Source organism: Streptomyces bacillaris, assembly GCF_003268675.1.
GTDB lineage: Bacteria > Actinomycetota > Actinomycetes > Streptomycetales > Streptomycetaceae > Streptomyces > Streptomyces bacillaris.
Map to the genome: position 1 here is coordinate 1,934,797 of NZ_CP029378.1, position 22,694 is coordinate 1,957,490.

Genomic DNA, 22,694 nt, shown 5'->3' on the forward strand with positions numbered 1-22,694 from the left:
TCACGTGCGAGAGAGCGTCGGGCGCCAACTATGACGCGGGTTCAGGCTACTTGTTGGTAGTGAACTGGGTCACACTGTTGGACAAGGTGTCAGCTGTCGAAGCCCAGACCCAGCTTGTCCATGGTCTTCAGCCACAGATTGCGGCGGCCCCCGTTGTCGTCGGCGCGGGCGAGCGACCGCCGGGTGATCTCGATCCCGGCCCAGGCGAACGGCTCCGGCGGGAACGGCATCGGCTTGGAGCGGACCATCTCCAGCCGGGTCCGCTCGGTCTCCTCACCGGCGAGGAGATCGAGCATCACATCAGCCCCGAAACGCGTCGAGCCGACGCCGAGACCCGTATATCCGGCGGCGTACGCGACCCGCCCCTGATGGGCCGTGCCGAAGAACGCGGTGAAACGGGAACAGGTGTCGATCGCCCCGCCCCAGGCGTGCGAGAAATTCACCCCGGAAAGCTGCGGAAAACAGTCGAAGAACTGCCCGGCGAGCTTCAGGAACGTCTCCGGCCGCTGGTCCAGATCGGCGCTGAGCTTTCCGCCGTACGGATAGATCGCGTCGTAGCCGCCCCACAGGATCCGGTTGTCGGCGGAGAGCCGGAAGTAATGGAACTGATTGGCGCTGTCACCGAGTCCCTGACGGCCCTTCCAGCCGATGGATTCCAGCTGCTCGGGGGTGAGCGGTTCGGTCATCAGCGCGTAGTCGTAGACCGGCACGGTGTACGGGCGGACCCGCTTGACGAGCGAGGGGAAGATGTTGGTGCCGAGCGCGACCCGGCGGGCGAAGATCCGCCCGTACGGTGTCCGCACCGCCATCCCCTCGCCGGAGCGGACCAGGTCGAGGCCCCGGGTGCCCTCGTAGATCCGTACGCCCAGCTCCCGGCAGGCCCGCTTCAGGCCCCAGGCGAGCTTGGCCGGGTGCAGCATCGCGACCCCGCGGCGGTCCCAGAGGCCGCCGAGGAAGGTGGGCGAGTCGACCTCGGCGCGCACGGCGTCCCGGTCCAGGAAGTCCACGCCCGTGATGCCGAGCGCGACGATCTCCTGGTGCCATTCCCGCAGCTCATCGACCTGGTACGGCTCGGTGGCGACATCGATCTCGCCGGTCCGCTCGAACTCGCAGTCGATGCCGTAGCGGGCGACGGCGGCCTCGATGGCGTCGAGGTTCCGCGCGCCCAGCTCCTCCAGCTTCGCGATCTCGTCCGGCCACCGCTCGACGCCGTTGGCCAGGCCGTGGGTGAGGGAGGCGGCGCAGAAGCCGCCGTTGCGGCCCGAGGCGGCCCAGCCCACCTCGTGCCCCTCGATGAGGACGACGTCCCGCTCCGGGTCGCGCTCCTTGGCGATGAGCGCGGTCCACAGTCCGCTGTAGCCGCCGCCGACGACCAGGAGGTCGGTGTGCTCGTCGCCCGTGAGGGCGGGGAGGGCGGCGGGCTTTTCCGGGTCGTCGAGCCAGTAGGAGACCGGCTTGGCGCCGGAGAGGGATTGTGCAGCGATACGCATGGCAGCTGGGGCCATGGTTTCCAACTCCTTCAGGGATGTTCAGTTCCGTGCACTGCTCTTCCGGCGGCTCGCGATGAGCTGGCCGACGAGCACCACCATTACCGCAATGATGAACATGGCGGTGCCGATGACGTTGATCTGGACGGGCGTGCCGCGCTGTGCCGAACCCCAGACGAACATGGGGAAGGTGACGGTGGAGCCCGCGTTGAAATTCGTGATGATGAAATCGTCGAAGGAGAGCGCGAAGGCGAGCAGCGCGCCCGCCGCGATTCCCGGTGCGGCAATCGGAAGGGTCACCCGGACAAAAGTCTGTACGGGCCCCGCGTAGAGGTCGCGGGCGGCTTCCTCGAGCCGTGGGTCCATCGACATGACGCGCGCCTTGACGGCGGTCACCACGAAGCTGAGGCAGAACATGATGTGCGCGATCAGCACGGTCCAGAAGCCGAGCTGGGCGCCCATGTTCAGGAAGAGGGTGAGCAGCGACGCGGCCATGACGACCTCGGGCATCGCCATCGGCAGGAAGATCAGCGAGCTGATCGCGCCGCGCGCCCGGAAGCGGTAGCGGACCAGCGCGAAGGCGACCGCCGTGCCGAGCGCGGTGGCGCCCAGGGTGGCCCAGAAGGCGATCTGGAGGGAGAGCGAGAGCGAGCCGCAGAGGTCCGCGACCCCGCAGGGGTCCTTCCAGGCGTCCAGCGAGAACCGCTGCCACTCGTAGTTGAACCGCCCGTTGGGCTTGTTGAACGAGAACACCATCACGACGATGTTCGGCAGGATCATGTACGCGAGGGTCAGCAGACCCACGATGACGACCAGGTTCCGGCGTATCCAGCGCAGTACGGGCATCAGACCAGGTCCTCCGTCCCGGAGCGGCGGATGTAGAAGGTGACCATCAGCAGGACGATCGCCATGAGGATGAACGAGAGCGCGGCGGCCGTCGGATAGTCCAGGACCCGCAGGAACTGGCTCTGGATGACGCTGCCGACCATCTTGGTGTCGGTGGAGCCCAGCAGTTCGGCGTTGACGTAGTCGCCGCTGGCCGGGATGAAGGTCAGCAGGGTGCCGGAGACGACGCCGGGCATGGAGAGCGGGAACGTCACCTTCCGGAAGGTGGTGGCGGGGGTGGCGTAGAGGTCGCCCGCCGCCTCGTGGAGCCGGCCGTCGATCCGCTCCAGCGAGGTGTAGAGCGGCAGGATCATGAACGGCAGGAAGTTGTACGTCAGGCCGCAGACGACCGCCATGGGCGTGGCGAGGACCCGGTTGGACTCGGTCCAGCCGAGCCAGCTGGTGACGTCCAGGACGTGCAGGGTGTTGAGCACGTCCACGACCGCGCCGCCGTCGGCGAGGATCGTCTTCCACGCCAGCGTACGGATGAGGAAGCTGGTGAAGAACGGGGCGATGACCAGGACCAGCACCAGGTTGCGCCAGCGGCCCGCCTTGAAGGCGATGAGATAGGCCAGCGGGTAGCCGAGCAGCAGGCAGAGGATCGTGGCGGTGCCCGCGTACAGCAGGGACCGGATGAACTGCGGGTAGTACTCGCGCAGCGCGTCCACGTACGTCTGGAAGTGCCAGGTCACCTCGAAGCCCTGCTCCAGGGAGCCGGTCTGTACGGAGGTGGAGGCCTGGTAGACCAGCGGCAGGGCGAAGAAGACGAGCAGCCAGAGGATGCCGGGGAGCAGCAGCCAGTAGGGGACGAGCCGTTTGCGGGTGGAGGGCTTGCGGAGCGTCAGCTCCCGGGGCCCCTCGGGGGTCGGCGCGGGCGGCGCCTCGGTGGCGCTCACTCCGCGTCCTCCACGCTCGTCGCGCCCGCGTCGATGTCCTGGGCGGCGTCGAGGCCGAAGGTGTGGGCCGGGTTCCAGTGGAGGACCACCTCGGCGCCGGGGACCAGGCGCGTATCGCGCTCGATGTTCTGCTCGTACACCTGGAGGGCGGTTCCGGCCGGGCTCTCGACGACGTACTGGGTGGAGACGCCGATGAAGCTGGAGTCGGTGATGCGGCCGGTGACCCGGTTGCGGCCCGCCGCGACGGTGTCGGCGTCGTCCGCGTGGGCGAGGGATATCTTCTCCGGCCGGATGCCGAGGAGGAGCCGGTCGCCACTGCTGGTGGGGGCCGAACATCGCTCGCGGGGCAGGGTGAGCTTGCCGCCGCCGGCCGCCACGACCAGGTCGCTCCCGGTGGAGACGATCTCGCCCTCGATGAGGTTGGAGGTGCCGAGGAAGTTGGCGACGAAGGTGGTGCGGGGGTTCTCGTAGAGGTCGGCGGGGGCGCCGAGCTGTTCGACGCGGCCGCCGTTCATCACCGCGACGGTGTCGGCCATGGTCATGGCCTCCTCCTGGTCGTGGGTGACGTGCACGAAGGTGATGCCGACCTCGGTCTGGATGCGCTTGAGCTCCAGCTGCATCTGGCGGCGGAGCTTGAGGTCGAGGGCGCCGAGCGGTTCGTCGAGCAGCAGGACCTGCGGGTGGTTGATGAGCGCGCGGGCGACGGCGACGCGCTGCTGCTGGCCGCCGGAGAGCTGGTGCGGTTTGCGGCGGGCGAAGTCCCCGAGCTGGACGAGGTCGAGCATCTCGTCGACCTGCTTCCTCACCGACTTGATGCCGCGCCTGCGGAGTCCGAAGGCCACGTTCTCGGCGATGTCCAGGTGCGGGAAGAGGGCGTAGCTCTGGAAGACGGTGTTGACCGGCCGCTTGTACGGGGGCAGGTCGGTGATGTCCTTCTCCCCGAGGAGCACCGTGCCGGTGGTGGCCTCCTCCAGCCCCGCGATCATCCGCAGGGTGGTGGTCTTGCCGCAGCCGGAGGCGCCGAGCAGGGCGAAGAAGGAGCCCTGGGGGACGGTCAGGTCGAGCGGGTGCACGGCGGTGAAGGAGCCGTAGGTCTTGCTGATGCCGGCGAGGCGGACATCGCCGCCGGCGGTCTGCTGCTGTGTCATGGGTCGCGGTCCCGGTGTGTTCGGTGAGGTGAGGAAGGGGGTGACCTGGCGGAAGGGGAGCGGCCCGCGGCGGGGCCGGTGGCCGGGGCGCCGGGTCAGGCGCCGATGAGTTTGGCGAACTTCTCCTCGTACGCCGTCTCTTCCTCCGTACTCAGGGAGCGGAAGGCGCGGGACTTCGACGCCATCTCCCTGTCGGGGAGGATCAGGGTGTTGGAGGCCATCGACTCGTCGATCTTGGCGAGTTCCTCGCGTACGCCGTCGACCGGGCAGACGTAGTTGATGTACGCGGCGAGCTGGGCGGCGACCGGGGGCTCGTAGTAGTAGTCGATGAGCTTCTCGGCGTTGGTCTTGTGCCGGGCCTGGGCGGGGACCAGGAGGCTGTCGCTGGAGATGATGTAACCGGCGGCCGGGATGGTGAACTTGATGTCCGGGTTGTCGGCCTGGAGCTGGATGATGTCCCCGGCCCAGGCGACGCAGGCGGCGATGTCGCCCTTGCTGAGGTCGGCGGTGTAGTCGTTGCCGGTGAAGCGGCGGATCTGCTTCTTGTCGACGGCCTTCTGGAGCCGCCCGATCGCCCCGTCGAAGTCGGCGTCGGTGAACTTCCCCGGGTCCTTGCCCTGGTCGAGCAGGGTCATGCCGACGGTGTCGCGCATCTCGGAGAGGAAGGAGACGCGGCCCTTGAGCTTCGGGTCGTCGAGGAGCTGGGTGACGGAGTCGACCTTGCGGCCGCCGGTGGCCTTCGCGTTGTACGCGATGACCGTGGGGATGCCTGTCCAGGGGTAGGAGTAGGCGCGGCCGGGGTCCCAGTCGGGGCTGCGGAACTGGGCGGAGACGTTGGCGAAGGCGTGCGGGAGGTTGGAGGCGTCGAGCTTCTGGGCCCAGCCGAGCCGGATGATCCGGGCGGCCAGCCAGTCGGTGACGCAGATGAGGTCGCGTCCGGTGTCCTGCCCGGCCGCGAGCTGCGGTTTGATCTTCCCGAAGAACTCGACGTTGTCGTTGATGTCCTCGGTGTACTTGACCTTGATGCCCGTCCGCTCGGTGAAGGCCGCGAGGGTGGGGCGGCTCTTCTCGTCGTCGCTGACGTCCATGTACTCGGTCCAGTTGGAGAAGTTCACCACCTTCTCCCGCTCCGAGTGGTCGTCGGCGGCGGCTGCTCCCTCGGCGCGTCCGGCGGGCGGGATGCCGCAGGCGCCGAGGGTGGCTATGCCGCCCAGCGCGAGGGCGCCCATGCCGGAGGCGCGCAGCAGGGAGCGGCGGGTGAGGGCGCCCCTACCGTTGGTCAAGGACCGCCTCATGGCCGCCAGTTGGACCGGCGTGAGGCGCTCGGGCTCGTAACTCTCCATACGCGTTTGCCCTTTCGGGTGGGAGGCCGCGGGGGCCCGCGGTCGTGGTCGGCCCCCGGGATGCGGCAGCTTCTATCGGTCCCCGAAGATCGTGCGGTGCCAGTCCTTGCGGGCGACCGCGGTGTTGTCGTACATGACGTGCTTGACCTGCGTGTATTCCTCGAAGGAGTACGCCGACATGTCCTTGCCGAAGCCGCTGGCCTTGTATCCGCCGTGCGGCATCTCGGAGAGGATCGGGATGTGGTCGTTCACCCACACACAGCCCGCCTGGATCTCGCGGGTGGCGCGGTTCGCGCGGTACAGGTCGCGGGTCCAGGCGGAGGCGGCCAGTCCGTACGGGGTGTCGTTGGCGAGGGCGATGCCCTCGTCGTCGGTGTCGAAGGGGAGGACGACCAGGACCGGGCCGAAGATCTCCGACTGGACGACCTCGCTGTCCTGGGCGGCGTCCGCGATGAGGGTCGGCCGGTAGTACGCGCCGTCCGCCAGTTCCCCGCCGGGGGCCTCGCCGCCGGTGACGACCCGGGCGTAGCCGCGGGCGCGCTCGACGAAGGCGGCGACCCGGTCGCGCTGGGCGTGGCTGATGAGGGGGCCGAGGTCGGTGGACGCGTCGAAGGGGTCGCCGAGCCGGACGGTCTCCATGAGGGCGGCCACATCGCGGACGAAGGCGTCGTACAGCGGGCGCTGGACGTAGGCGCGGGTGGCGGCGGTGCAGTCCTGGCCGGTGTTGATGAGCGATCCGGCGACCGCGCCGTGGACGGCGGCCTCCAGGTCGGCGTCGTCGAAGACCACGAAGGGGGCCTTGCCGCCCAGCTCCAGGTGGAGGCGTTTGACGGTGGCGGTGGCGATCTCCGCGACCCGCTTGCCGACGGCGGTGGAGCCGGTGAAGGAGGTCATCACGACGTCCGGGTGGCCCACCAGGTGTTCACCCGCGTCCTTGCCCGCGCCGGTGATGATGTTGATGACCCCGTCGGGGATACCGGCCTCGGTGGCGGCCTGGGCGAACATCAGCGAGGTGAGCGGGGTCAGCTCGGCGGGCTTGAGGACGATGGTGTTGCCCGCGGCGACGGCCGGGAGGATCTTCCAGGCGGCCATCTGGAGCGGGTAGTTCCAGGGGGCGATGGAGCCGACGACGCCGATCGCCTCACGCCGTACGTACGAGGTGTGGTCCCCGTCGTACTCGGCGGCGGCCTTGCCCTCCAGGTGGCGGGCGGCGCCCGCGAAGAAGGCGGTGTTGTCGACGGTGCCGGGGACGTCGAACTCGGTGGAGAGCTTGAGCGGCTTGCCGCACTGGAGGGACTCGGCGTACGCGAAGTCGTCGGCCTGCTCCGCGAGGACGGCGGCGAACCGGTGCATCGCCTCGGAGCGCTCGCCGGGGGTGGCGGCCGACCAGCCGGGGAAGGCGGCGCGGGCGGCGGCGACGGCCGCGTCCACGTCGTCGGTGCCCGCCAGCTCGTAGCGGAGCACGCTCGCGCCGGTCGCGGGGTTCACGATGTCGTGGTGGCGGCCGGACGTGCCCGGGAGCAGCTTGCCGCCGATGTACTGCGCACCTGCCGCGAAGCGGTCCTGAACTGCGAAGCCGTTGCTCATGACGCTCTCCTCCGCCGCTGTACCCGCTGGACGGGGTCGGCGTAGCCTCTTCGTGAATTGAGTGCCGATCCTGACAGAGGGGCCCGACCCCAACAAGTGATTCCGTTGTTGCCTTTTGGTTACGCGACGGAATCTGTCGACCATGTGTCGTGCCGGTGCGGAAATCCCCGTACGGAGTGTCAGTGGCGGATGCCACACTCACATGTCATGGGACCGATCGATGAGCTTCTGGCCGACGTGGCGCAGGGCAAGCGGGTGAAGTATCTGCCGTTCTGGGGTCACCGCCCGCGCCCGGACGGGCGGCTGGGAGCCAGTTGCCTGAGCCAGTGGTGGCCCTCGCCGTTCACGGTGGACGGGGTCGCGTATGCCACCGCCGAGCACTGGATGATGGCCGGGAAGGCCCGCCTCTTCGGGGACGCGGAGGCCGAGAGGGCGGCGGTGTCCGCGACGAGCCCGGCGGCGGCGAAGAAGGCCGGGCGGCTGGTGCGCGGCTTCGACGAGGACGTGTGGATACGGGAGCGGTTCGCCCTGGTCGTGGAGGGCAGCGTCCACAAGTTCGGGCAGGACCCGGAGCTGGCCGGCTATCTGCTGGGCACGGGCGACCGGGTGCTGGTGGAGGCCTCCCCGCTGGACCGCATCTGGGGCATCGGGCTGGCGGCGGACGACGAGCGGGTGGAGCGGCCGCGGGAGTGGCGGGGGCTGAATCTGCTGGGCTTCGCGCTGATGGCGGCGCGGGAGCGGCTGCGGGTGGCCCGGGGGGCGCCCGGCGCCCTCGTGCCCGGGGGTCAGGGGATGTCCGACACCGCCTGACCCCCGGGTACGACAGCGCCGCCCGGTCCGGCGGGGAGGGTTCCCCGCCGGACCGGGCGGCGGATGCCGTACGCGCCGGATGCCGTACGCGGCGGTGGCCAGAGCGTGTCCGGCGAATCAGGGCCGGGCCCGCGACGCCGGACACTCCCTATCCGCGGCCCTCGATGACCAGCGACGTGGCGAACGGGTCGTCCTCGTAGCCGTCCTCGAAGTCCTCGCCGTTGGCGACGGCCCAGATGATGAAACCCAGGAGCACGGAGCCGAGCACGATCCCGACCGAGCCCGTGATGATCCCCGCGATCGCCATGCCCCGGTTGGTCGCCTCGCCGCGCTTGGCCCGGCCGAGGCCGATGATGCCGAAGATCAGCGCGAGGATGCCGAGGACGATGTTCACCCCGTACATGCAGAAGCCGACCACCGAGATGATGCCGAGCACCAGCGCGGCCGTGCCGAGCCCGTTGGAGGGCTGCGGCCCCCAGGGCTGGTGGCCGCCGTAGGCGTCGTACCCCGGGTAGCCGCCGTACGGCTGCGCCGGGGGCGCGGGGTAGCCGTAGTGCCCGGCGGTCGGGGGCTGCGGTGCCGCCTGGCCGGGGCCGCCCGGGCCGATCGGCGGCGGCGGTACGGCCGAGGGCGGCGGGCCGAAGCCACCGCCCGTCGGTATCGGTCCGGTGCCGTCCGGGGCCGGGCCCGCACTCGGCATCGACGTCACGGTCTGCTGGTCGTGGACGGCGGGCGGCGGCGGAGTGGCGGCGTCCTTCTTGCCCAGCTCCACCCCGCTGTCCGGCGGTGCCCACGGATCGCGCGGCGCGGCCCCGCCCCCGGGCTGCTCTGTGTTGTCTGACATGGGCCTCCCCCATCGTGATCCCGTCATGCTACGGCCCGGTCCCGCGCAGCCTCACCCCGCCTACGATGATCGGTGCGGCCGGCCGGGGGCCCTGGGGGCTCCGCCGCCGTACACGCCGAACCGGGAGAGAGACACATGACCGATCCGCACCCCTTCATCGCCGGGCTGCCCAAGGCCGAGCTGCATGTCCACCACGTGGGGTCCGCCTCACCGCGGATCGTCGCCGAGCTGGCCGCCCGCCACCCGGACTCCAAGGTGCCGACCGACCCCGAGGCGCTGGCCGACTACTTCACCTTCACCGACTTCGCCCACTTCATCGAGGTCTACCTCTCGGTGGTGGACCTGATCCGCACCCCCGAGGACGTCCGGCTGCTCACCTTCGAGGTGGCGCGGGACATGGCCCGGCAGAACATCCGGTACGCCGAGCTGACCGTGACCCCGTTCAGCTCGACCCGGCGCGGCATCCCGGAGGTGGCCTTCATGGAGGCCATCGAGGACGCCCGCAAGGCCGCCGAGTCCGAGCTGGGCGTCATCCTGCGCTGGTGCTTCGACATCCCGGGCGAGGCCGGGCTCCAGGCCGCCGAGGAGACCGCCCGGCTGGCGGTGGAGCGGCGGCCCGAGGGGCTGGTCTCCTTCGGCCTCGGCGGGCCGGAGATCGGGGTGGAGCGCCCGCAGTTCAAGCCGTACTTCGACCGGGCCATCGCCGAGGGCCTCCACTCGGTGCCGCACGCCGGGGAGACCACCGGACCGCAGACCGTCTGGGACGCGCTCACCGTGCTGCGAGCCGAGCGCATCGGCCACGGCACCAGCTCCGTCCGGGACCCCAAGCTGCTGGAGCACCTGGCCGAGCACCGGATCGCCCTGGAGGTCTGCCCGACGTCGAACATCGCCACCCGGGCGGTCACCGACATCGAGCTGCACCCGATCCGCGAGATGGTCGCGGCCGGGGTCCTGGTCACGGTCAACAGCGACGACCCGCCCATGTTCGGCACCGACCTCAACAACGAGTACGGCGTCGCCGCCCGGCTGCTGGACCTGGACGAGCAGGGCATCGCGGGCCTCGCGAAGAACGCGGTGGAGGCCTCGTTCCTGGACCCGGCCGGCAAGCGGCGGCTGGCCGAGGAGATCGACACGTACACGGCGAACTGGCTCCGGGGGCCCGCCCGCTGACCCCGGTCGTCACAATGGCCCCATGGCCGACACCACTCCCCGCCTCACCGCCGTGGCGCACCGCGGCGATCCGTACCGGGCCCGCGAGAACACCCTGCCCTCGATCCGCTCCGCCCTCGACCGAGGGGCGGACGCGGTCGAGATCGACGTACGGGTGACCCGCGACGGGGTGCCCGTCCTGCTCCACGACGCCACGCTGGAGCGGCTGTGGGGCCATGAACGGCGGCTGGACCGGCTGGACTTCGCCGAGGTGCGGGAGCTGACCGGCGGCGGGGTGCCGACCCTGCGCGAGGCGCTGGAGGCCACCCGGGACCACCGGGTGATGGTGGACCTGCCCGGCTCCACGGACGCCTCGGTGAAGAAGATCGTCGCCACGGTCCTGGAGTGCGGGGCGGGCGAGCGGGCGTACTACTGCGCGAACACGGACGCGATGCTGCGCGTACGGGGAGCGGACCCGGCCGCCGAGATCGCCCTGACCTGGACGACGCTCGCCCCGCCGCGTCCGGTGCTGCTGGAGGCGGTGAAGCCGCGCTGGCTGAACTACCGCTTCGGGCTGGTCAGCCGGGAACTGGCCGACCGGGTGCACCGCGACGGGCTGCTGGTCTCCGTCTGGACCGCCGACACCAAGCGCACGATGCGCCGGCTGATCGAGCGGGGCGTCGACTCGATCACCACCAACCGGATCGGCACCCTGCACAAGCTGCGCTCCAACTCCCCTGATTTCAGGCGCACTTGATCGGTGCGGCATCATGGTCGATGCCATGGTGCCGCATGGGTGTGCGAAGGAGCAGCAGACGTGAGTGACCGCCGGCCGCAGGAGGCGGCCGCCGCCCGGATCCGTATCGATGTCGCGCACAACGCCCGGGTCTGGAACTACTGGCTGGGCGGCGAGGACCACTACCCGGTGGACCGGGCGGTGGGCGACCGGGTTACCGGGATGTATCCCGGCATCGGTGAAGTGGCCCGCGCCGACCGGGCGTTCCTCGGCCGGGTGGTGCGGCATCTGGCCGGGGACGTGGGCATCGACCAGTTCCTGGACATCGGCACCGGGCTGCCGACGGCCGACAACACCCATGAGATCGCCCAGCACACGGCCCCGCACGCCCGGGTGGTCTACGTCGACAACGACCCGATCGTGCTGGCCCACGCGCGGGTCCTGCTCAGCGGTTCGCTGGAGGGCGCCACCGAGTACGTGGACGCGGACGCGCACGATCCGGAGCGGATCCTGAAGGCGGCCCGGCACACCCTGGACCTGGGGCGGCCGGTCGCGGTGATGATGCTCGGCATCCTCAACTTCGTGCTGGACACCGAGGAGGCGCGGTCCATCGTCCGTACGCTGATGGCGGCGGTCCCCGCCGGCAGCCATCTGGTGCTCACCCACCCGACGCTGGAGCTGGGCGGCGCGGGCAACGAGGCGGCGATGCGCTTCTGGAACGAGAACGCCACCCCGTCGATCACCGCCCGCAGCCGGGAGGAGTTCGCCTCGTTCCTGGACGGTCTCGACCTGCTGGAGCCGGGGATCGTCCCCTGCTCCCGCTGGCGTACGAACCCGCGGGAGCCGGAGGTGGCCCAGTTCGGCGCGGTGGGCCGGAAGCCGTGAGGCAGGTGCCCGCCGGTACGGGCGCGGTGGGCCGGAGGCCTTGAGGTCTCAGGCGCTCGCCGCGAGGGGCGCCGGGGGCGTGGCGGACGCCGCCCGTTCCAGCACCTCCAGGCGCTTGATCATGCGGCGGACGATCAGCAGCGGGATGACGCCGAAGACCCCGAAGGACATGTCGATCACGGACCACCAGAACGGGATGCCCCGGATCGGGCCGCAGATCAGCGCGAGCGGGATGATCCCGGCGCAGGCGATCATGCCGAACTCGATGACCCAGATGTTGCGGACCGGGTCGCGGTAGGGCCCGTAGAAGGCGACCGCGATGACCAGGTGGGCGAAGGCCAGCCAGTCGGTGCCGTACAGCATGAAGGGCTGGTCCCGGTCGATGGTGGCGAGCCCCTCACTGACCCGGGTGACCCACTCCATCAGGCCCGGGAGGTGTTCGGGGACCGGGGTGGACCGCAGCAGCTCCTCGCCCCAGCGGAGTTCGGTGACGAGCGGGAAGGCCGTGAGCCCGCTCAGGACCAGACAGACGATGAAGAAGACCAGCCACCTGCGTATCCCCCGTGCGAGGGCGTCTCGCTCACTCATATCCGCAGCGTACGCCCGCCTTTACGCCCCCTTCACGGCGCCCCTGGTACGGCTTCACAACCCGACGATGGTGTTCCACTTCTTGGTGAGGTCCGTCCGCTCCCCGGCGGTGATGTCCCGGGCAATGGCCAGCCGCTTGCGCATCGCGTCGTCGGGGAAGATCAGCGGGTCCTCGGCGAGTTCGGCGGTCTCCTCGTCCTTCGAGGAGGCGAGGACGTCACGGGCGGCGGGCACCGGGCAGACGTAGTTGACCCAGGTGGCGAGTTCGGCGGCGATCTCGGGGTCGTAGTAGTGGTCGACCAGCCGTTCCGCGTTCCGCTTGTGGCGGGCGAGGTTGGGGATCATCAGGGACTCGGCCCACAGCTCGGCCCCCTCCTCGGGGACGACGAACTCGATGTCCGGGTTGTCCGCCTGGAGTTGGATGACGTCGCCGGAGTACGCCTGGCAGGCCAGCACATCGCCGGTGGAGAGGTCCTTGATGTAGTCGTTGCCGGTGAAGCGGCGGATGTGCTTGGAGCGGACGCGCTTCTCGATGTGCTCGCACATGGTGTGGAAGTCGTCGGCGGTCCACCGGGTGATGTCGACGCCGTCGCCCTGCATCAGCAGCGCGAACGCCTCGTCGAGCCCGGAGAGCAGGGTCACCTTGCCCCGCAGGTCGTCCGCCCACAGGTCACCGGTGGAGCGGATCTCGCGGCCGAGCCGCTTCCGGTTGTACGCGATGCCGGTGATCCCGGACTGCCAGGGGACGCTGTGCAGCCGTCCCGCGTCGAAGGCGGGTGAACGCAGCTGCGGGTCCAGGTACTTGGTGACGTTGGGCTGCTTCGCCCGGTCCATCTCCTGGACCCAGCCGAGGCGGACGAAGCGGGCGGCCATCCAGTCGCTGATGACGATCAGGTCGCGCCCGGTCTGCTGGCGGTTCATCAGGGCGGGGCTGATCTTCCCGAAGAACTCGTCGTTGTCGTTGATCTCCTCCGTGTACGTGACGGAGATCCCGGTCCGTTCGGTGAAGGCGTCCAGGGTGGGCCGCTTCGAGGTGTTCTCGTCGTCGGTGTCGATGTAGAGCGGCCAGTTGGCGAAGTGCAGGGTGCGGTCGGTGTCGGAGCTGTCGCGTCCGGCCCGGTCGCCCGGCTCGACGTAGGCGGCGGGCACCCCGCAGCCGGCCAGGACGGTCCCGGCGGCCCCCGCCCCGAGGGCGCGCAGCAGGGAACGGCGGGACATGGGGTGGTTCTTCGGGATCGCTCGCACCCGCGCAGGATGCCGGGTGATCACCTCGGCGGACAATGGACCAAGCGTCCAGCGGGACGGGCGCGCCCCGCACACGTTGTCCAGAAAGGGCACGGCCCCGGGCGGGGAGCCCGGGGCCGTACACCTCGACAGCGCGGCCGGCGGTCAGTCCTCGTACGACGTACGCGCCGACCAGCCTCGGCGTCAGTCCTCGATGGACGTCATGACGTGCTTGATCCGGGTGTAGTCCTCGAAGCCGTACGCCGAGAGGTCCTTGCCGTAGCCGGACTTCTTGAACCCGCCGTGCGGCATCTCCGCGACCAGCGGGATGTGGGTGTTGATCCACACGCAGCCGAAGTCGAGGCTCTTGGACATGCGCATGGCGCGGGAGTGGTTCTGCGTCCAGACCGAGGAGGCGAGCGCGTACTCGACGCCGTTGGCGTACTCCACGGCCTGCTGCTCGTCGGTGAAGGACTGGACGGTGATGACGGGGCCGAAGACCTCGTTCTGGATGATCTCGTCGTCCTGCTTCAGGCCGGAGACGACGGTCGGGGCGTAGAAGTAGCCCTTGTCACCGACCCGGTGGCCGCCCGCCTCGACCTTGGCGTGGGCGGGGAGCCGCTCGATGAAGCCGCTGACCTGCTTGAGCTGGTTGGCGTTGTTGAGCGGGCCGTACGCCACGTCCTCGTCGTCCGGCTGCCCGGTCTTCGTGTCGGCGGCGGCCTTGGCGAGCGCGGCGACGAACTCGTCGTGGATGGACTCGTGGACCAGGACGCGGGTCGCGGCCGTACAGTCCTGGCCCGCGTTGAAGAAGCCCGCTTCGGAGACGCCCGCGACCGTCCTGGCGATGTCGGCGTCCTCGAAGACGACGACGGGCGCCTTGCCGCCCAGCTCCAGGTGGACGCGCTTGACGTCCTTGGCCGCGGACTCCGCGACCTGGATGCCGGCCCGGACCGAACCGGTGATGGAGGCCATCGCCGGGGTCGGGTGCTCGACCATCGCGCGGCCGGTGTCCCGGTCGCCGCACAGGACGTTGAAGACGCCCTTCGGCAGGAACTGGCCCATGATCTCGGCCATCAGCACGGTCGACGCCGGGGTGGTGTCGGACGGCTTGAGCACGACGGTGTTGCCCGCGGCGAGCGCCGGGGCGAACTTCCAGACGGCCATCATCATCGGGTAGTTCCACGGCGCGACCTGCGCGCATACGCCGACGGGCTCGCGGCGCACGATGGAGGTCAGGCCCTCCATGTACTCACCGGCGGAGCGGCCCTCCAGCAGCCGGGCGGCGCCCGCGAAGAAGCGGATCTGGTCCACCATCGGCGGGACCTCTTCGCTGCGGGTGAGCCCGAGCGGCTTGCCGGTGTTCTCCGACTCGGCGGCGACCAGGTCCTCGGCCCGCTCCTCGAACGCGTCCGCGATCTTGAGCAGGGCCTTCTGGCGCTCGGCGGGCGTGGTGTCGCGCCAGGCCGGGAAGGCGGCCGCGGCGGCCTCCATGGCGGCATCGACATCGGCCTGGCCGGAGAGCGGCGAGGTCGCGTAGACCTCTTCCGTCACCGGGCTGACCACATCGATGGTCCGCCCGTCCGCGGCGTCCCGGAACTCCCCGTTGATGTAGTTGCGCAGACGGCGCACCTCGGTGGTCATGACCACCCCTCCTGTCGGCTGTCCGATGGGTGAGACACCCACCCTAATCGTTCCGGTGACGCTTTCGACATAGGCAACCACCACCAGCTTCGGATTCAGTCGCATTGGAGCACTCACTCAACGAATTTCATCGATCTGGGGTTGCGAGACAGACGAGTGCGGTGCAGAGTGGAGGTGTGGCCAGTCGCAGCGCAGACTCCAGGAACGGGAACGGATCACCGCCAGCGGTCGATGCCGTCTCCCTCGCAATCATCGAGCAGCTCCAGGAGGACGGACGCCGTCCGTACGCCGCGATCGGCAAGGCCGTCGGCCTCTCCGAGGCGGCCGTGCGCCAGCGCGTCCAGAAGCTGCTCGACCAGGGCGTGATGCAGATCGTCGCCGTCACCGACCCGCTCACCGTGGGGTTCCGGCGCCAGGCGATGGTCGGCATCAATGTCGAGGGCGACCTCGACCCGGTGGCCGAGGCCCTGTCGGCCATGGCCGAGTGCGAGTACGTGGTGATGACCGCGGGCTCCTTCGACCTGATGGTGGAGATCGTCTGCGAGGACGACGACCACCTGCTGGAGACGATCAACAAACGCATCCGGGCGCTGCCCGGGGTGCGCTCCACCGAGAGCTTTGTTTACCTCAAGCTCAAGAAGCAGACCTATATGTGGGGAACCCGATAGCCGTGAGCAAGGACCTCAGCCGAACCGCGTACGACCACCTGTGGATGCACTTCACCCGCATGTCGGACTACGAGAACGCGCCCGTTCCCACCATCGTGCGCGGCGAGGGAACGTACATCTTCGACGACAAGGGCAAGCGCTACCTGGACGGCCTCTCCGGCCTGTTCGTGGTCAACGCCGGCCACGGTCGTCACGAGCTGGCCGAGACGGCGTACAAGCAGGGCCAGGAGCTCGCCTTCTTCCCGGTGTGGTCCTACGCCCACCCGAAGGCCGTCGAGCTGGCCGAGCGTCTCGCCGACTACGCCCCGGGCGACCTCAACAAGGTCTTCTTCACCACCGGTGGCGGCGAGGCCGTCGAGACCGCCTGGAAGCTGGCCAAGCAGTACTTCAAGCTCAAGGGCCAGCCGACCAAGTACAAGGTCATCTCGCGTGCGGTCGCCTACCACGGCACCCCGCAGGGCGCCCTCTCCATCACCGGCCTCCCGGCCCTGAAGGCTCCCTTCGAGCCGCTGGTCCCCGGCGCGCACAAGGTGCCGAACACCAACATCTACCGCGCCCCGCTCTTCGGCGACGACCCGGAGGCCTTCGGCCGCTGGGCCGCCGACCAGATCGAGCAGGAGATCCTCTTCGAGGGCCCCGAGACCGTCGCGGCCGTCTTCCTGGAGCCCGTGCAGAACGCGGGCGGCTGCTTCCCGCCCCCGCCCGGCTACTTCCAGCGGGTCCGCGAGATCTGCGACCAGTACGACGTGCTGCTCGTCTCCGACGAGGTCATCTGCGCCTTCGGCCGGCTCGGCACGATCTTCGCCTGTGACAAGTTCGGCTACGTACCGGACATGATCACCTGCGCGAAGGGCATGACCTCCGGCTACTCCCCGATCGGTGCCTGCATCGTCTCGGACAGGATCGCGGAGCCCTTCTACCAGGGCGGCAACACCTTCCTGCACGGCTACACCTTCGGCGGCCACCCGGTCTCCGCGGCGGTCGGCCTCGCCAACCTGGACATCTTCGAGCGCGAGAACCTCACGCAGCACGTCCTGGACAACGAGAACGCCTTCCTCACCACGCTGCAGAAGCTGCACGACCTGCCGATCGTCGGTGACGTCCGCGGCAACGGGTACTTCTACGGCATCGAGCTGGTGAAGGACAAGGCCACCAAGGAGACCTTCACCGACGAGGAGACCGAGCGCGTCCTGTACGGCTTCCTCTCCAAGGCGCTGTACGAGAACGGCCTCTACTGCCGGGCCGACGACCGCGGCGACCCGGTCGTCCAGCTCGCCCCGCCGCTGATCTCCGACCAGTCGACGTTCGACGAGATCGAAGGCATCCTGCGCGCGGTGCTGACGGAGGCGTGGACGAAGCTCTGACCGTCACCGCGTACGCCGGATGATCCGGACCGGGCCCCCGGAGCGATCATCATTCAGCGCACCTTTCATACGGTCCACCCGGCCCGGATGCGCCCTTTCGAGTGAGAAGGGATGCGTCCGGGCCGCGTGCTGTCCGGACACCCCGGTCCGACTATCTACGGTGCCCATGACCGATCGGCCGCGTCCTCGTTCCCCCGTACGGGGGAACGGGAAAACTCATCCGAACCGAGGTGTACGCCATGGTGGCCCCGCCGGACAACGACGTGATCTGGGCGCGCTCCCTGCACCACTCCCACAACGGATCGCCCGGTCTCGCCGGGGTCTCCGTCTCCGTGCGCGACGCCGAGATCCTGGCCGTGGCCGGACCGCGCGGCAGCGGCAAGACGACCCTGCTGCACTGCCTGTCGGGCCGACTGGTTCCCGACCAGGGCGAGGTCTGGTTCAACAGCCTCCCCGTCCACACCATGACCCCGCGCGTGCGCGAGCAGCTGCGGCGGGAACGGTTCGGCTGGGTCGCCGCCGACCCGCAGCTCGTCCCCGAGCTGACCGCCTGGGAGAACGCCGCGCTGCCGCTGCTGCTGCGCGGCGTCGCGCACCGGACCGCGAAGAAGGCCGCGACGGAGTGGCTGGAGCGCCTGGACATCGCCGCGCTCGCCCGGAAGCGCCCGCACGCCCTGCTCCAGGTGGAGCGCCAGCGGGTCTCCGTCGCCCGCGCCCTCTGCGCCCGGCCCACGGTGATCTTCGCGGACGAGCCCACCGCGACCCTGCACCGCGCCGAGCGCTCCCAGCTCCTGCGCACCCTGACCGCCGCGGCCCGCTCGCACGACATCACGGTGGTCCTGGCCACCCATGACGCCGGGGTCGCCGCCCTCGCCGACCGGACCGTCTCCCTGCTGGACGGCCGCCGCGTCTCCTCCGTCGCCCTGCCCGCCGAACCGGATGCGGAGGGCAGTGCGGCGTGCTCGCTCTCCGTCTGACCCGCGGTACGCATCCCCTCGTCCTGGTCCGGCGGCTGCTGGTCGCCGCCGCCTCCGCCGGAGTGGGCTTCCTCCTCCTCGCCGCCCTCGGCTACGCCTCCGCGCACCCGGCCTCCGCCGGTTCGGTGCTGCGGCTGCTCTGGTGCTTCATCCCGCTGGCCGCCACCGTGCAGTTCGCGGTGGCCGTCGCCCGTACGGACCCGAGCACCCGGCCCCGGCCCGGCCTCTCGTCGCTGGGCCTCGGCCCGGTGCGGCTCTCGGTGCTGGCCGCCGTCTCGACCGCGGTCTCCACCACGCTCGGCTCGATGGTGGCGCTGCTCTTCTTCCTGCACCTGCGGGGCGATCTGACCGGGATGCCGTTCGACGGCGGCGCGGCGGAGTTCCTCGGCGCGGGCACCCCGCTGCCGCTGGCCGCCGCGCTGATGCTGCTCGCCCTCGTACCGGTGACGGCGGCGGTGGCGAGCGCGCTGGCCCTGCGGTCCCGGCCGGACCCGGCGCGGGACACCTTCGGCTCCGAGGAGCTGCCGGAGCCCGCGCCCGCGCCGACCGGGCTGCCCTGGGGTGTGGCGATGACGGCCGCCGGGCTCGCGGTGGAGGCGTACGCGTCCCGGGGTACGGCCGGGCACGCGTTCCCGCTGCCGGGCCGGTTCGACGCGACCCCGGTGGCGGTGCTGGCGGGGTGGACGCTGACCGCGACCGGCCTGGCCATGGCCGGACCGGCGCTGACCTATCTGTGCGGGCGGGCGCTCCAGGCGGTGCGCCCCGGTGCCGTACGGCTGCTGGCGGGCCGGGTCCTGATGGACGAGGCGCGCCGGCTGGGGCGCCCGCTCGGGGTGGTCTGCGCGGTGATGGCCGCGGTGGTGGCCGCGTCCGCGCTGTACGGGGGCGACGAGCGCCCCTGGGGGCCGCTCACCGCGCTGGGTGCGGTGCTGGTCCTCGGCTGTACGGCGGCGACGCTGCTGACCTCGGCCCTGGAGGCGAAGCAGGCCCGCGCCCACACGGCGGAGACGCTGCTGCGGATGGGCGCGCCCGCCTCCGTACTGCGCAAGGCCGCCGCGCTCCGGGCCGCCGCCCTGCTGGCCCTGTTCGCCCCGCTGACCTGGGTGATCGCGGAGCTGGCGGCGCTGCCGCTGGCGAAGTAGGCCCCGGAGGGCGGTCAGGGGTGGGTGGCGAGACGGGCGGCGAGGGCGTCGAAGAAGGCCTCCCAGCCGTCCTCCGCCGCCGCGTACTGAGCCGGGGTGAGGCTGCCGCCGCGCTGCTGGAAGGCCAGCTCGGTGGTGCCGTCACCCAGATCGGTGAGGGTCACGGTGACGATCTCGCCCTCCGCTTCCTTCGGCGCTGATCCGTCCTTGAGCGTGAGGACCAGCCCGTCGGGCTCGCTCACCTCGCGGTACACCCCGTGGAAGGGCATCTCGACGCCCGGCAGCACGATGACCAGGCTCCACGCCCCGCCGGGCCGGACGTCCATCGCCACCCGGTCCAGCGGGACCTCGGCCTCGCCGCCGTACCAGGCCGCGAAGTCCTCCGGTGACGTCCAGGCCGCGAAGACCCGCCGCTGCGGGGCGTGGAGCACACGGGTGAGGTCGATGCCCTGGCGGGTGCCGCCGTTCATGGTCGCGGTCCTCGTCTCGTGGTGGGGGTCCCCGGGCCGGAATCCGAAGGCCCGGGGTCGTCTTCCAGCTTGCCCGCCCCGGCCTGTCCTGTCCTGTCACAGCAGTCAGGTCCCGTCACTCCCCCGCCAGCACCACCGTCTCCGCCGCGTCGAACCGGACGCCCACCACGGCCCCCTCGTCCGGGGTGTCCCGCAGCGCGCACTCGGCCTCCAGGACCGGCGCGTTCTCGGGGGTCAGCCGTACGGTGACGTGGTTGCCCCGGAAGGTGCGCACGCCCACCGTGCAGCGCAGCCCGTCCTCCGGGGCTCCGATCAGCACCCCGGCCGGGCGGACGAGGAGGTCGGCCTCGCCCTGGGGGGAGCCTTCGGGCACCGGGACCTTGCCCCAGGCGGTGGCGGCGGCCCGGCCGGTCACGGTCGCCTGGGTCACGTTGTCGAAGCCGAGGAAGCGGGCGACGAACGCGGAGGCCGGGCGCTGCCAGACGTCCAGCGGGCTGCCCTCCTGGGCGATCCGCCCGCCCCGCATCACGACGACCCGGTCGGCGAGCGCGAACGCCTCGCCCTGGTCGTGGGTGACGGCGAGCACCGTCGTGCCCAACTCCTGGAACAGGGTGCGCAGTTCGATGACGAGCCGCTCGCGCAGGCTGCGGTCGAGCTGGCCCAACGGCTCGTCCAGCATGAGGAGTTTCGGGCGCGGGGCCAGCGCCCGGGCCAGGGCGACGCGCTGCTGCTCCCCGCCGGAGAGGGCGGCGACCGCCCGGCGTTCGGCGCCGGGGAGGCCGACCAGCTCCAGGAGTTCGCGGACCCGGCGCCCGGTCTCGGCCCGGCCGACGCCGTGCATCCGCAGCCCGAAGGCGACGTTGGCGCCGACATCGCGGTGCGGGAAGAGCTGGTGGTCCTGGAACATCAGGCCGAGGCCGCGCCGGTGGACCGGGACGCCCGCCTGGTCCTGGCCGGCCAGCAGCACCCGGCCGCCGTCCATGGGCTGGAGTCCGGCGACGGCCCGCAGCAGGGTGGACTTGCCGCTGCCGCTGGGGCCGAGGACGCAGACGATGCGGTGGTCGGCCACTTCCAGGTCGACGGCGTCGAGCGCGGCCCGCTTCCCGAACCGTACGGTGGCCGCTTCCAGGCTCAGCATGGTGGTCAGAACTCCCCGGATCGGTCGGTACGGATACGTTCGAGGAGCAGCAGCGAGACCGCGCACACCAGCATGAGAATCGTGCTGAGGGCCATCGCCTGCCCGTAGTTCAGCTCCCCGGAGCGGCCCAGCAGCCGGGCGACGGCGACCGGCAGGGTCGGGTTGTCGGGCCGGGCGATGAAGACGGTGGCGCCGAACTCCCCGAGCGAGACGGCGAACGCGAACCCCGCCGCGACCAGCACCGCCCGCCGCACCAGCGGCAGATCGACCTCCCGCCAGGCCCGCAGCGGCGAGGCCCCCAGCACGGCGGCGGCCTCGCGCAGCCGCTCGTCCACCGCGCGGAGCACCGGGAGCATGGTCCGTACGACGAAGGGGACGCCCACCAGCGCCTGGGCCAGCGGGACCAGGATCCAGGAGGTACGGAGGTCCAGCGGCGGCTTGTCGAGGGTGATGAGGAAACCGAAGCCGACGGTGACGGCGGAGACCCCGAGCGGCAGCATCAGCAGCGCGTCGAGGCCCCGTACGAGCCGTCCTGCCCGGCGGGTCAGGGCAGCCGCCGCGAGACCGCCGACGACCAGCGCGATGAGGGTGGCGACGAACGCGTACCGCAGCGAGTTGCCGACGGCCTCCAGCGGCGGTACGAGGAAGGTCGAGCCGCTGCCTCCGGCGCTCTGGAGGGCCTCGTAGTAGCCGAAGCCGTAACCGCCCGGACCGTCGAACGACCGCTGCACCAGCACGCCGAGCGGCAGCAGGATCAGCAGCAGCGCGGTGAGCAGCACCCCGCCGAGCAGCGCCCACTGCCCGGGGCCGTGCGGCCTGCGGGAGGTCTGCGCCGGGTCGACGAGCTTCAGCGCCCGCTCCCGGCGCCGTACGGTCACGGCGTGCGCGGCGAGGATCGCGCCGACGGCCACGAACTGGACCATGGTCAGCACGGCGGCCGTCGGCAGGTCGAGGAGTTGGGCGGTCTGGCGGTAGACCTCCACCTCCAGGGTGGAGTAGGCGGGGCCGCCGAGGATCTGCACGACACCGAACGAGGTGAACGTGAAGAGGAAGACCATCAGCGCGGCGGCGGCCACGGCCGGGGCGAGCGCGGGCAGCGTCACCCGCCGCCAGGCGGCGAACCGTCCGGCGCCGAGCACCCGGGCGGCCTCCTCCTGGCGCGGATCGAGCTGGGACCAGAGCCCGCCGACGGTCCGGACGACGACCGCGTAGTTGAAGAAGACGTGCGCCAGCAGGATCGCCCACACGGTGGTGTCGAGCCGCAGCCCCCACAGCTCGTCCAGGAGCCCGCCGCGCCCGAGCAGCGCCAGGAACGCGGTGCCGACGACGACGGTGGGCAGCACGAACGGCACGGTGACGACCGCGCGCAGAACCTGCTTGCCCGGGAAGTCGAAGCGCGCGAAGGCGTACGCGCCGGGCAGGGCGATCAGCAGGGTGAGCGCGGTGGAGGCGAGGGCCTGCCAGGTGGTGAACCAGAGGACGTCGAGGATGTCCGGGCGGGTCAGCACCTCGCCGATCCGCCCGAACTGCCAGACACCGTCCGTCTTCAGGCCGCGGCCGACGATCGCGGAGACGGGGTAGGCGAAGAAGACGGCGAAGAACGCGACGGGTACGGCCATCAGACCGAGCCGCACCGCCGCTCCGCGCCACCCTCCGCCGCTTCCGGTCCGCGCGCCGCCGGACCGGGGTCCGGCGGCGGGGTCGGCTTC

The 22,694-nt window shown here is 70.9% G+C and carries 21 protein-coding genes; 8 read left to right on the forward strand and 13 right to left on the reverse strand.

The window, feature by feature from the left end:
* Positions 1-89: 89 nt before the first annotated feature.
* The 6 genes from DJ476_RS07705 to DJ476_RS07730 form a co-directional block, all read right to left on the reverse strand.
* Positions 90-1,505 (reverse strand): NAD(P)/FAD-dependent oxidoreductase, encoded by a 1,416-nt coding sequence (locus DJ476_RS07705; protein ID WP_103418975.1) that lies wholly within the window; start codon positions 1,503-1,505, stop codon positions 90-92.
* Between the two features lie 24 nt (positions 1,506-1,529).
* Positions 1,530-2,333, reverse strand: a complete 804-nt coding sequence (locus tag DJ476_RS07710) for an ABC transporter permease (RefSeq protein WP_103418974.1) — start codon at positions 2,331-2,333, stop codon at positions 1,530-1,532.
* Positions 2,333-3,268 (reverse strand): ABC transporter permease, encoded by a 936-nt coding sequence (locus DJ476_RS07715; protein ID WP_018488749.1) that lies wholly within the window; start codon positions 3,266-3,268, stop codon positions 2,333-2,335. The genes DJ476_RS07710 and DJ476_RS07715 overlap by 1 nt, the downstream gene beginning before the upstream one ends.
* Positions 3,265-4,416, reverse strand: a complete 1,152-nt coding sequence (locus DJ476_RS07720; RefSeq protein WP_112490166.1) for an ABC transporter ATP-binding protein — start codon at positions 4,414-4,416, stop codon at positions 3,265-3,267. Before DJ476_RS07720 ends, DJ476_RS07715 begins: the two co-directional genes overlap by 4 nt.
* 95 nt (positions 4,417-4,511) lie before the next feature.
* Entirely contained in the window at positions 4,512-5,759 is a 1,248-nt protein-coding gene (locus DJ476_RS07725; RefSeq protein WP_112490167.1) for an ABC transporter substrate-binding protein, read from the reverse strand.
* Between the two features lie 72 nt (positions 5,760-5,831).
* Positions 5,832-7,346, reverse strand: a complete 1,515-nt coding sequence (locus tag DJ476_RS07730) for a gamma-aminobutyraldehyde dehydrogenase (RefSeq protein WP_103418972.1) — start codon at positions 7,344-7,346, stop codon at positions 5,832-5,834.
* A gap of 207 nt (positions 7,347-7,553) precedes the next feature.
* Here DJ476_RS07730 and DJ476_RS07735 point away from each other — a divergent pair, with 207 nt between their 5' ends.
* Positions 7,554-8,156, forward strand: a complete 603-nt coding sequence (locus DJ476_RS07735) for an NADAR family protein (protein WP_103418971.1) — start codon at positions 7,554-7,556, stop codon at positions 8,154-8,156.
* 148 nt (positions 8,157-8,304) lie between these two features.
* On the opposite strand, the gene DJ476_RS07740 is transcribed toward DJ476_RS07735, so the two are convergent.
* A complete protein-coding gene (locus DJ476_RS07740) occupies positions 8,305-9,000 on the reverse strand; it encodes a DUF4190 domain-containing protein (protein WP_103418970.1) in 696 nt (231 codons plus the stop codon).
* A 135-nt stretch (positions 9,001-9,135) separates the two neighbouring features.
* On the opposite strand from DJ476_RS07740, the gene DJ476_RS07745 reads away from it, so the two are divergent.
* From DJ476_RS07745 to DJ476_RS07755, 3 genes are read left to right on the forward strand one after another with little or no spacing between them, the layout of a single operon-like run.
* Entirely contained in the window at positions 9,136-10,170 is a 1,035-nt protein-coding gene (locus tag DJ476_RS07745) for an adenosine deaminase (RefSeq protein ID WP_103418969.1), read from the forward strand.
* 22 nt (positions 10,171-10,192) lie between these two features.
* Complete coding sequence (locus DJ476_RS07750; protein WP_103418968.1) at positions 10,193-10,906, forward strand: glycerophosphodiester phosphodiesterase; 714 nt, start codon at positions 10,193-10,195, stop codon at positions 10,904-10,906.
* A gap of 60 nt (positions 10,907-10,966) precedes the next feature.
* Positions 10,967-11,770 (forward strand): SAM-dependent methyltransferase, encoded by an 804-nt coding sequence (locus DJ476_RS07755; protein WP_103418967.1) that lies wholly within the window; start codon positions 10,967-10,969, stop codon positions 11,768-11,770.
* Positions 11,771-11,818: 48 nt separating this feature from the next.
* Here DJ476_RS07755 and DJ476_RS07760 read toward each other — a convergent pair whose 3' ends face one another.
* The 3 genes from DJ476_RS07760 to DJ476_RS07770 form a co-directional block, all read right to left on the reverse strand.
* Positions 11,819-12,358: a hypothetical protein gene (locus DJ476_RS07760; RefSeq protein ID WP_103418966.1), complete on the reverse strand. Its 540-nt coding sequence runs from the start codon at positions 12,356-12,358 to the stop codon at positions 11,819-11,821.
* A gap of 54 nt (positions 12,359-12,412) precedes the next feature.
* Entirely contained in the window at positions 12,413-13,576 is a 1,164-nt protein-coding gene (locus DJ476_RS07765; RefSeq protein ID WP_103418965.1) for an ABC transporter substrate-binding protein, read from the reverse strand.
* Between the two features lie 210 nt (positions 13,577-13,786).
* Positions 13,787-15,226, reverse strand: coding sequence for a gamma-aminobutyraldehyde dehydrogenase (locus tag DJ476_RS07770; RefSeq protein WP_103418964.1), 1,440 nt, complete (start codon positions 15,224-15,226; stop codon positions 13,787-13,789).
* A gap of 176 nt (positions 15,227-15,402) precedes the next feature.
* On the opposite strand from DJ476_RS07770, the gene DJ476_RS07775 reads away from it, so the two are divergent.
* The 4 genes from DJ476_RS07775 (at position 15,403) to DJ476_RS07790 (ending at position 19,377) form a co-directional block, all read left to right on the forward strand.
* Positions 15,403-15,894: an Lrp/AsnC family transcriptional regulator gene (locus tag DJ476_RS07775; protein ID WP_018488738.1), complete on the forward strand. Its 492-nt coding sequence runs from the start codon at positions 15,403-15,405 to the stop codon at positions 15,892-15,894.
* Positions 15,879-17,258 carry an aspartate aminotransferase family protein gene (locus tag DJ476_RS07780; protein WP_079167178.1) on the forward strand — a complete coding sequence of 460 codons (1,380 nt, stop codon included), beginning with the start codon at positions 15,879-15,881 and terminating at the stop codon, positions 17,256-17,258. The genes DJ476_RS07775 and DJ476_RS07780 overlap by 16 nt, the downstream gene beginning before the upstream one ends.
* 239 nt (positions 17,259-17,497) lie before the next feature.
* Positions 17,498-18,235: an ABC transporter ATP-binding protein gene (locus DJ476_RS07785; RefSeq protein ID WP_112490168.1), complete on the forward strand. Its 738-nt coding sequence runs from the start codon at positions 17,498-17,500 to the stop codon at positions 18,233-18,235.
* Positions 18,217-19,377 (forward strand): hypothetical protein, encoded by a 1,161-nt coding sequence (locus DJ476_RS07790; protein ID WP_112490169.1) that lies wholly within the window; start codon positions 18,217-18,219, stop codon positions 19,375-19,377. The genes DJ476_RS07785 and DJ476_RS07790 overlap by 19 nt, the downstream gene beginning before the upstream one ends.
* A gap of 14 nt (positions 19,378-19,391) precedes the next feature.
* Here DJ476_RS07790 and DJ476_RS07795 read toward each other — a convergent pair whose 3' ends face one another.
* From DJ476_RS07795 to DJ476_RS07805, 3 genes are all read right to left on the reverse strand, one after another.
* On the reverse strand, positions 19,392-19,847 hold the full coding sequence (locus DJ476_RS07795; RefSeq protein ID WP_103418961.1) for an SRPBCC family protein: 456 nt from the start codon (positions 19,845-19,847) through the stop codon (positions 19,392-19,394).
* A 115-nt stretch (positions 19,848-19,962) separates the two neighbouring features.
* Positions 19,963-20,985 (reverse strand): ABC transporter ATP-binding protein, encoded by a 1,023-nt coding sequence (locus DJ476_RS07800; RefSeq protein WP_112490170.1) that lies wholly within the window; start codon positions 20,983-20,985, stop codon positions 19,963-19,965.
* A 5-nt stretch (positions 20,986-20,990) separates the two neighbouring features.
* Complete coding sequence (locus tag DJ476_RS07805) at positions 20,991-22,604, reverse strand: ABC transporter permease (RefSeq protein ID WP_112492468.1); 1,614 nt, start codon at positions 22,602-22,604, stop codon at positions 20,991-20,993.
* Positions 22,605-22,694: the final 90 nt, after the last annotated feature.

Coding starts and splice junctions, on each gene's coding strand:
- DJ476_RS07795 (WP_103418961.1), bottom strand. CDS start 19,847: ATGAACGGCGGCACCCGCCAGGGCATCGACCTCACCCGTGTGCTCCAC.
- DJ476_RS07720 (WP_112490166.1), bottom strand. CDS start 4,416: ATGACACAGCAGCAGACCGCCGGCGGCGATGTCCGCCTCGCCGGCATC.
- DJ476_RS07760 (WP_103418966.1), bottom strand. CDS start 12,358: ATGAGTGAGCGAGACGCCCTCGCACGGGGGATACGCAGGTGGCTGGTC.
- DJ476_RS07805 (WP_112492468.1), bottom strand. CDS start 22,604: ATGGCCGTACCCGTCGCGTTCTTCGCCGTCTTCTTCGCCTACCCCGTC.
- DJ476_RS07705 (WP_103418975.1), bottom strand. CDS start 1,505: ATGGCCCCAGCTGCCATGCGTATCGCTGCACAATCCCTCTCCGGCGCC.
- DJ476_RS07750 (WP_103418968.1), top strand. CDS start 10,193: ATGGCCGACACCACTCCCCGCCTCACCGCCGTGGCGCACCGCGGCGAT.
- DJ476_RS07725 (WP_112490167.1), bottom strand. CDS start 5,759: ATGGAGAGTTACGAGCCCGAGCGCCTCACGCCGGTCCAACTGGCGGCC.
- DJ476_RS07710 (WP_103418974.1), bottom strand. CDS start 2,333: ATGCCCGTACTGCGCTGGATACGCCGGAACCTGGTCGTCATCGTGGGT.
- DJ476_RS07765 (WP_103418965.1), bottom strand. CDS start 13,576: ATGTCCCGCCGTTCCCTGCTGCGCGCCCTCGGGGCGGGGGCCGCCGGG.
- DJ476_RS07735 (WP_103418971.1), top strand. CDS start 7,554: ATGGGACCGATCGATGAGCTTCTGGCCGACGTGGCGCAGGGCAAGCGG.
- DJ476_RS07770 (WP_103418964.1), bottom strand. CDS start 15,226: ATGACCACCGAGGTGCGCCGTCTGCGCAACTACATCAACGGGGAGTTC.
- DJ476_RS07740 (WP_103418970.1), bottom strand. CDS start 9,000: ATGTCAGACAACACAGAGCAGCCCGGGGGCGGGGCCGCGCCGCGCGAT.
- DJ476_RS07745 (WP_103418969.1), top strand. CDS start 9,136: ATGACCGATCCGCACCCCTTCATCGCCGGGCTGCCCAAGGCCGAGCTG.
- DJ476_RS07730 (WP_103418972.1), bottom strand. CDS start 7,346: ATGAGCAACGGCTTCGCAGTTCAGGACCGCTTCGCGGCAGGTGCGCAG.
- DJ476_RS07785 (WP_112490168.1), top strand. CDS start 17,498: ATGGTGGCCCCGCCGGACAACGACGTGATCTGGGCGCGCTCCCTGCAC.
- DJ476_RS07800 (WP_112490170.1), bottom strand. CDS start 20,985: ATGCTGAGCCTGGAAGCGGCCACCGTACGGTTCGGGAAGCGGGCCGCG.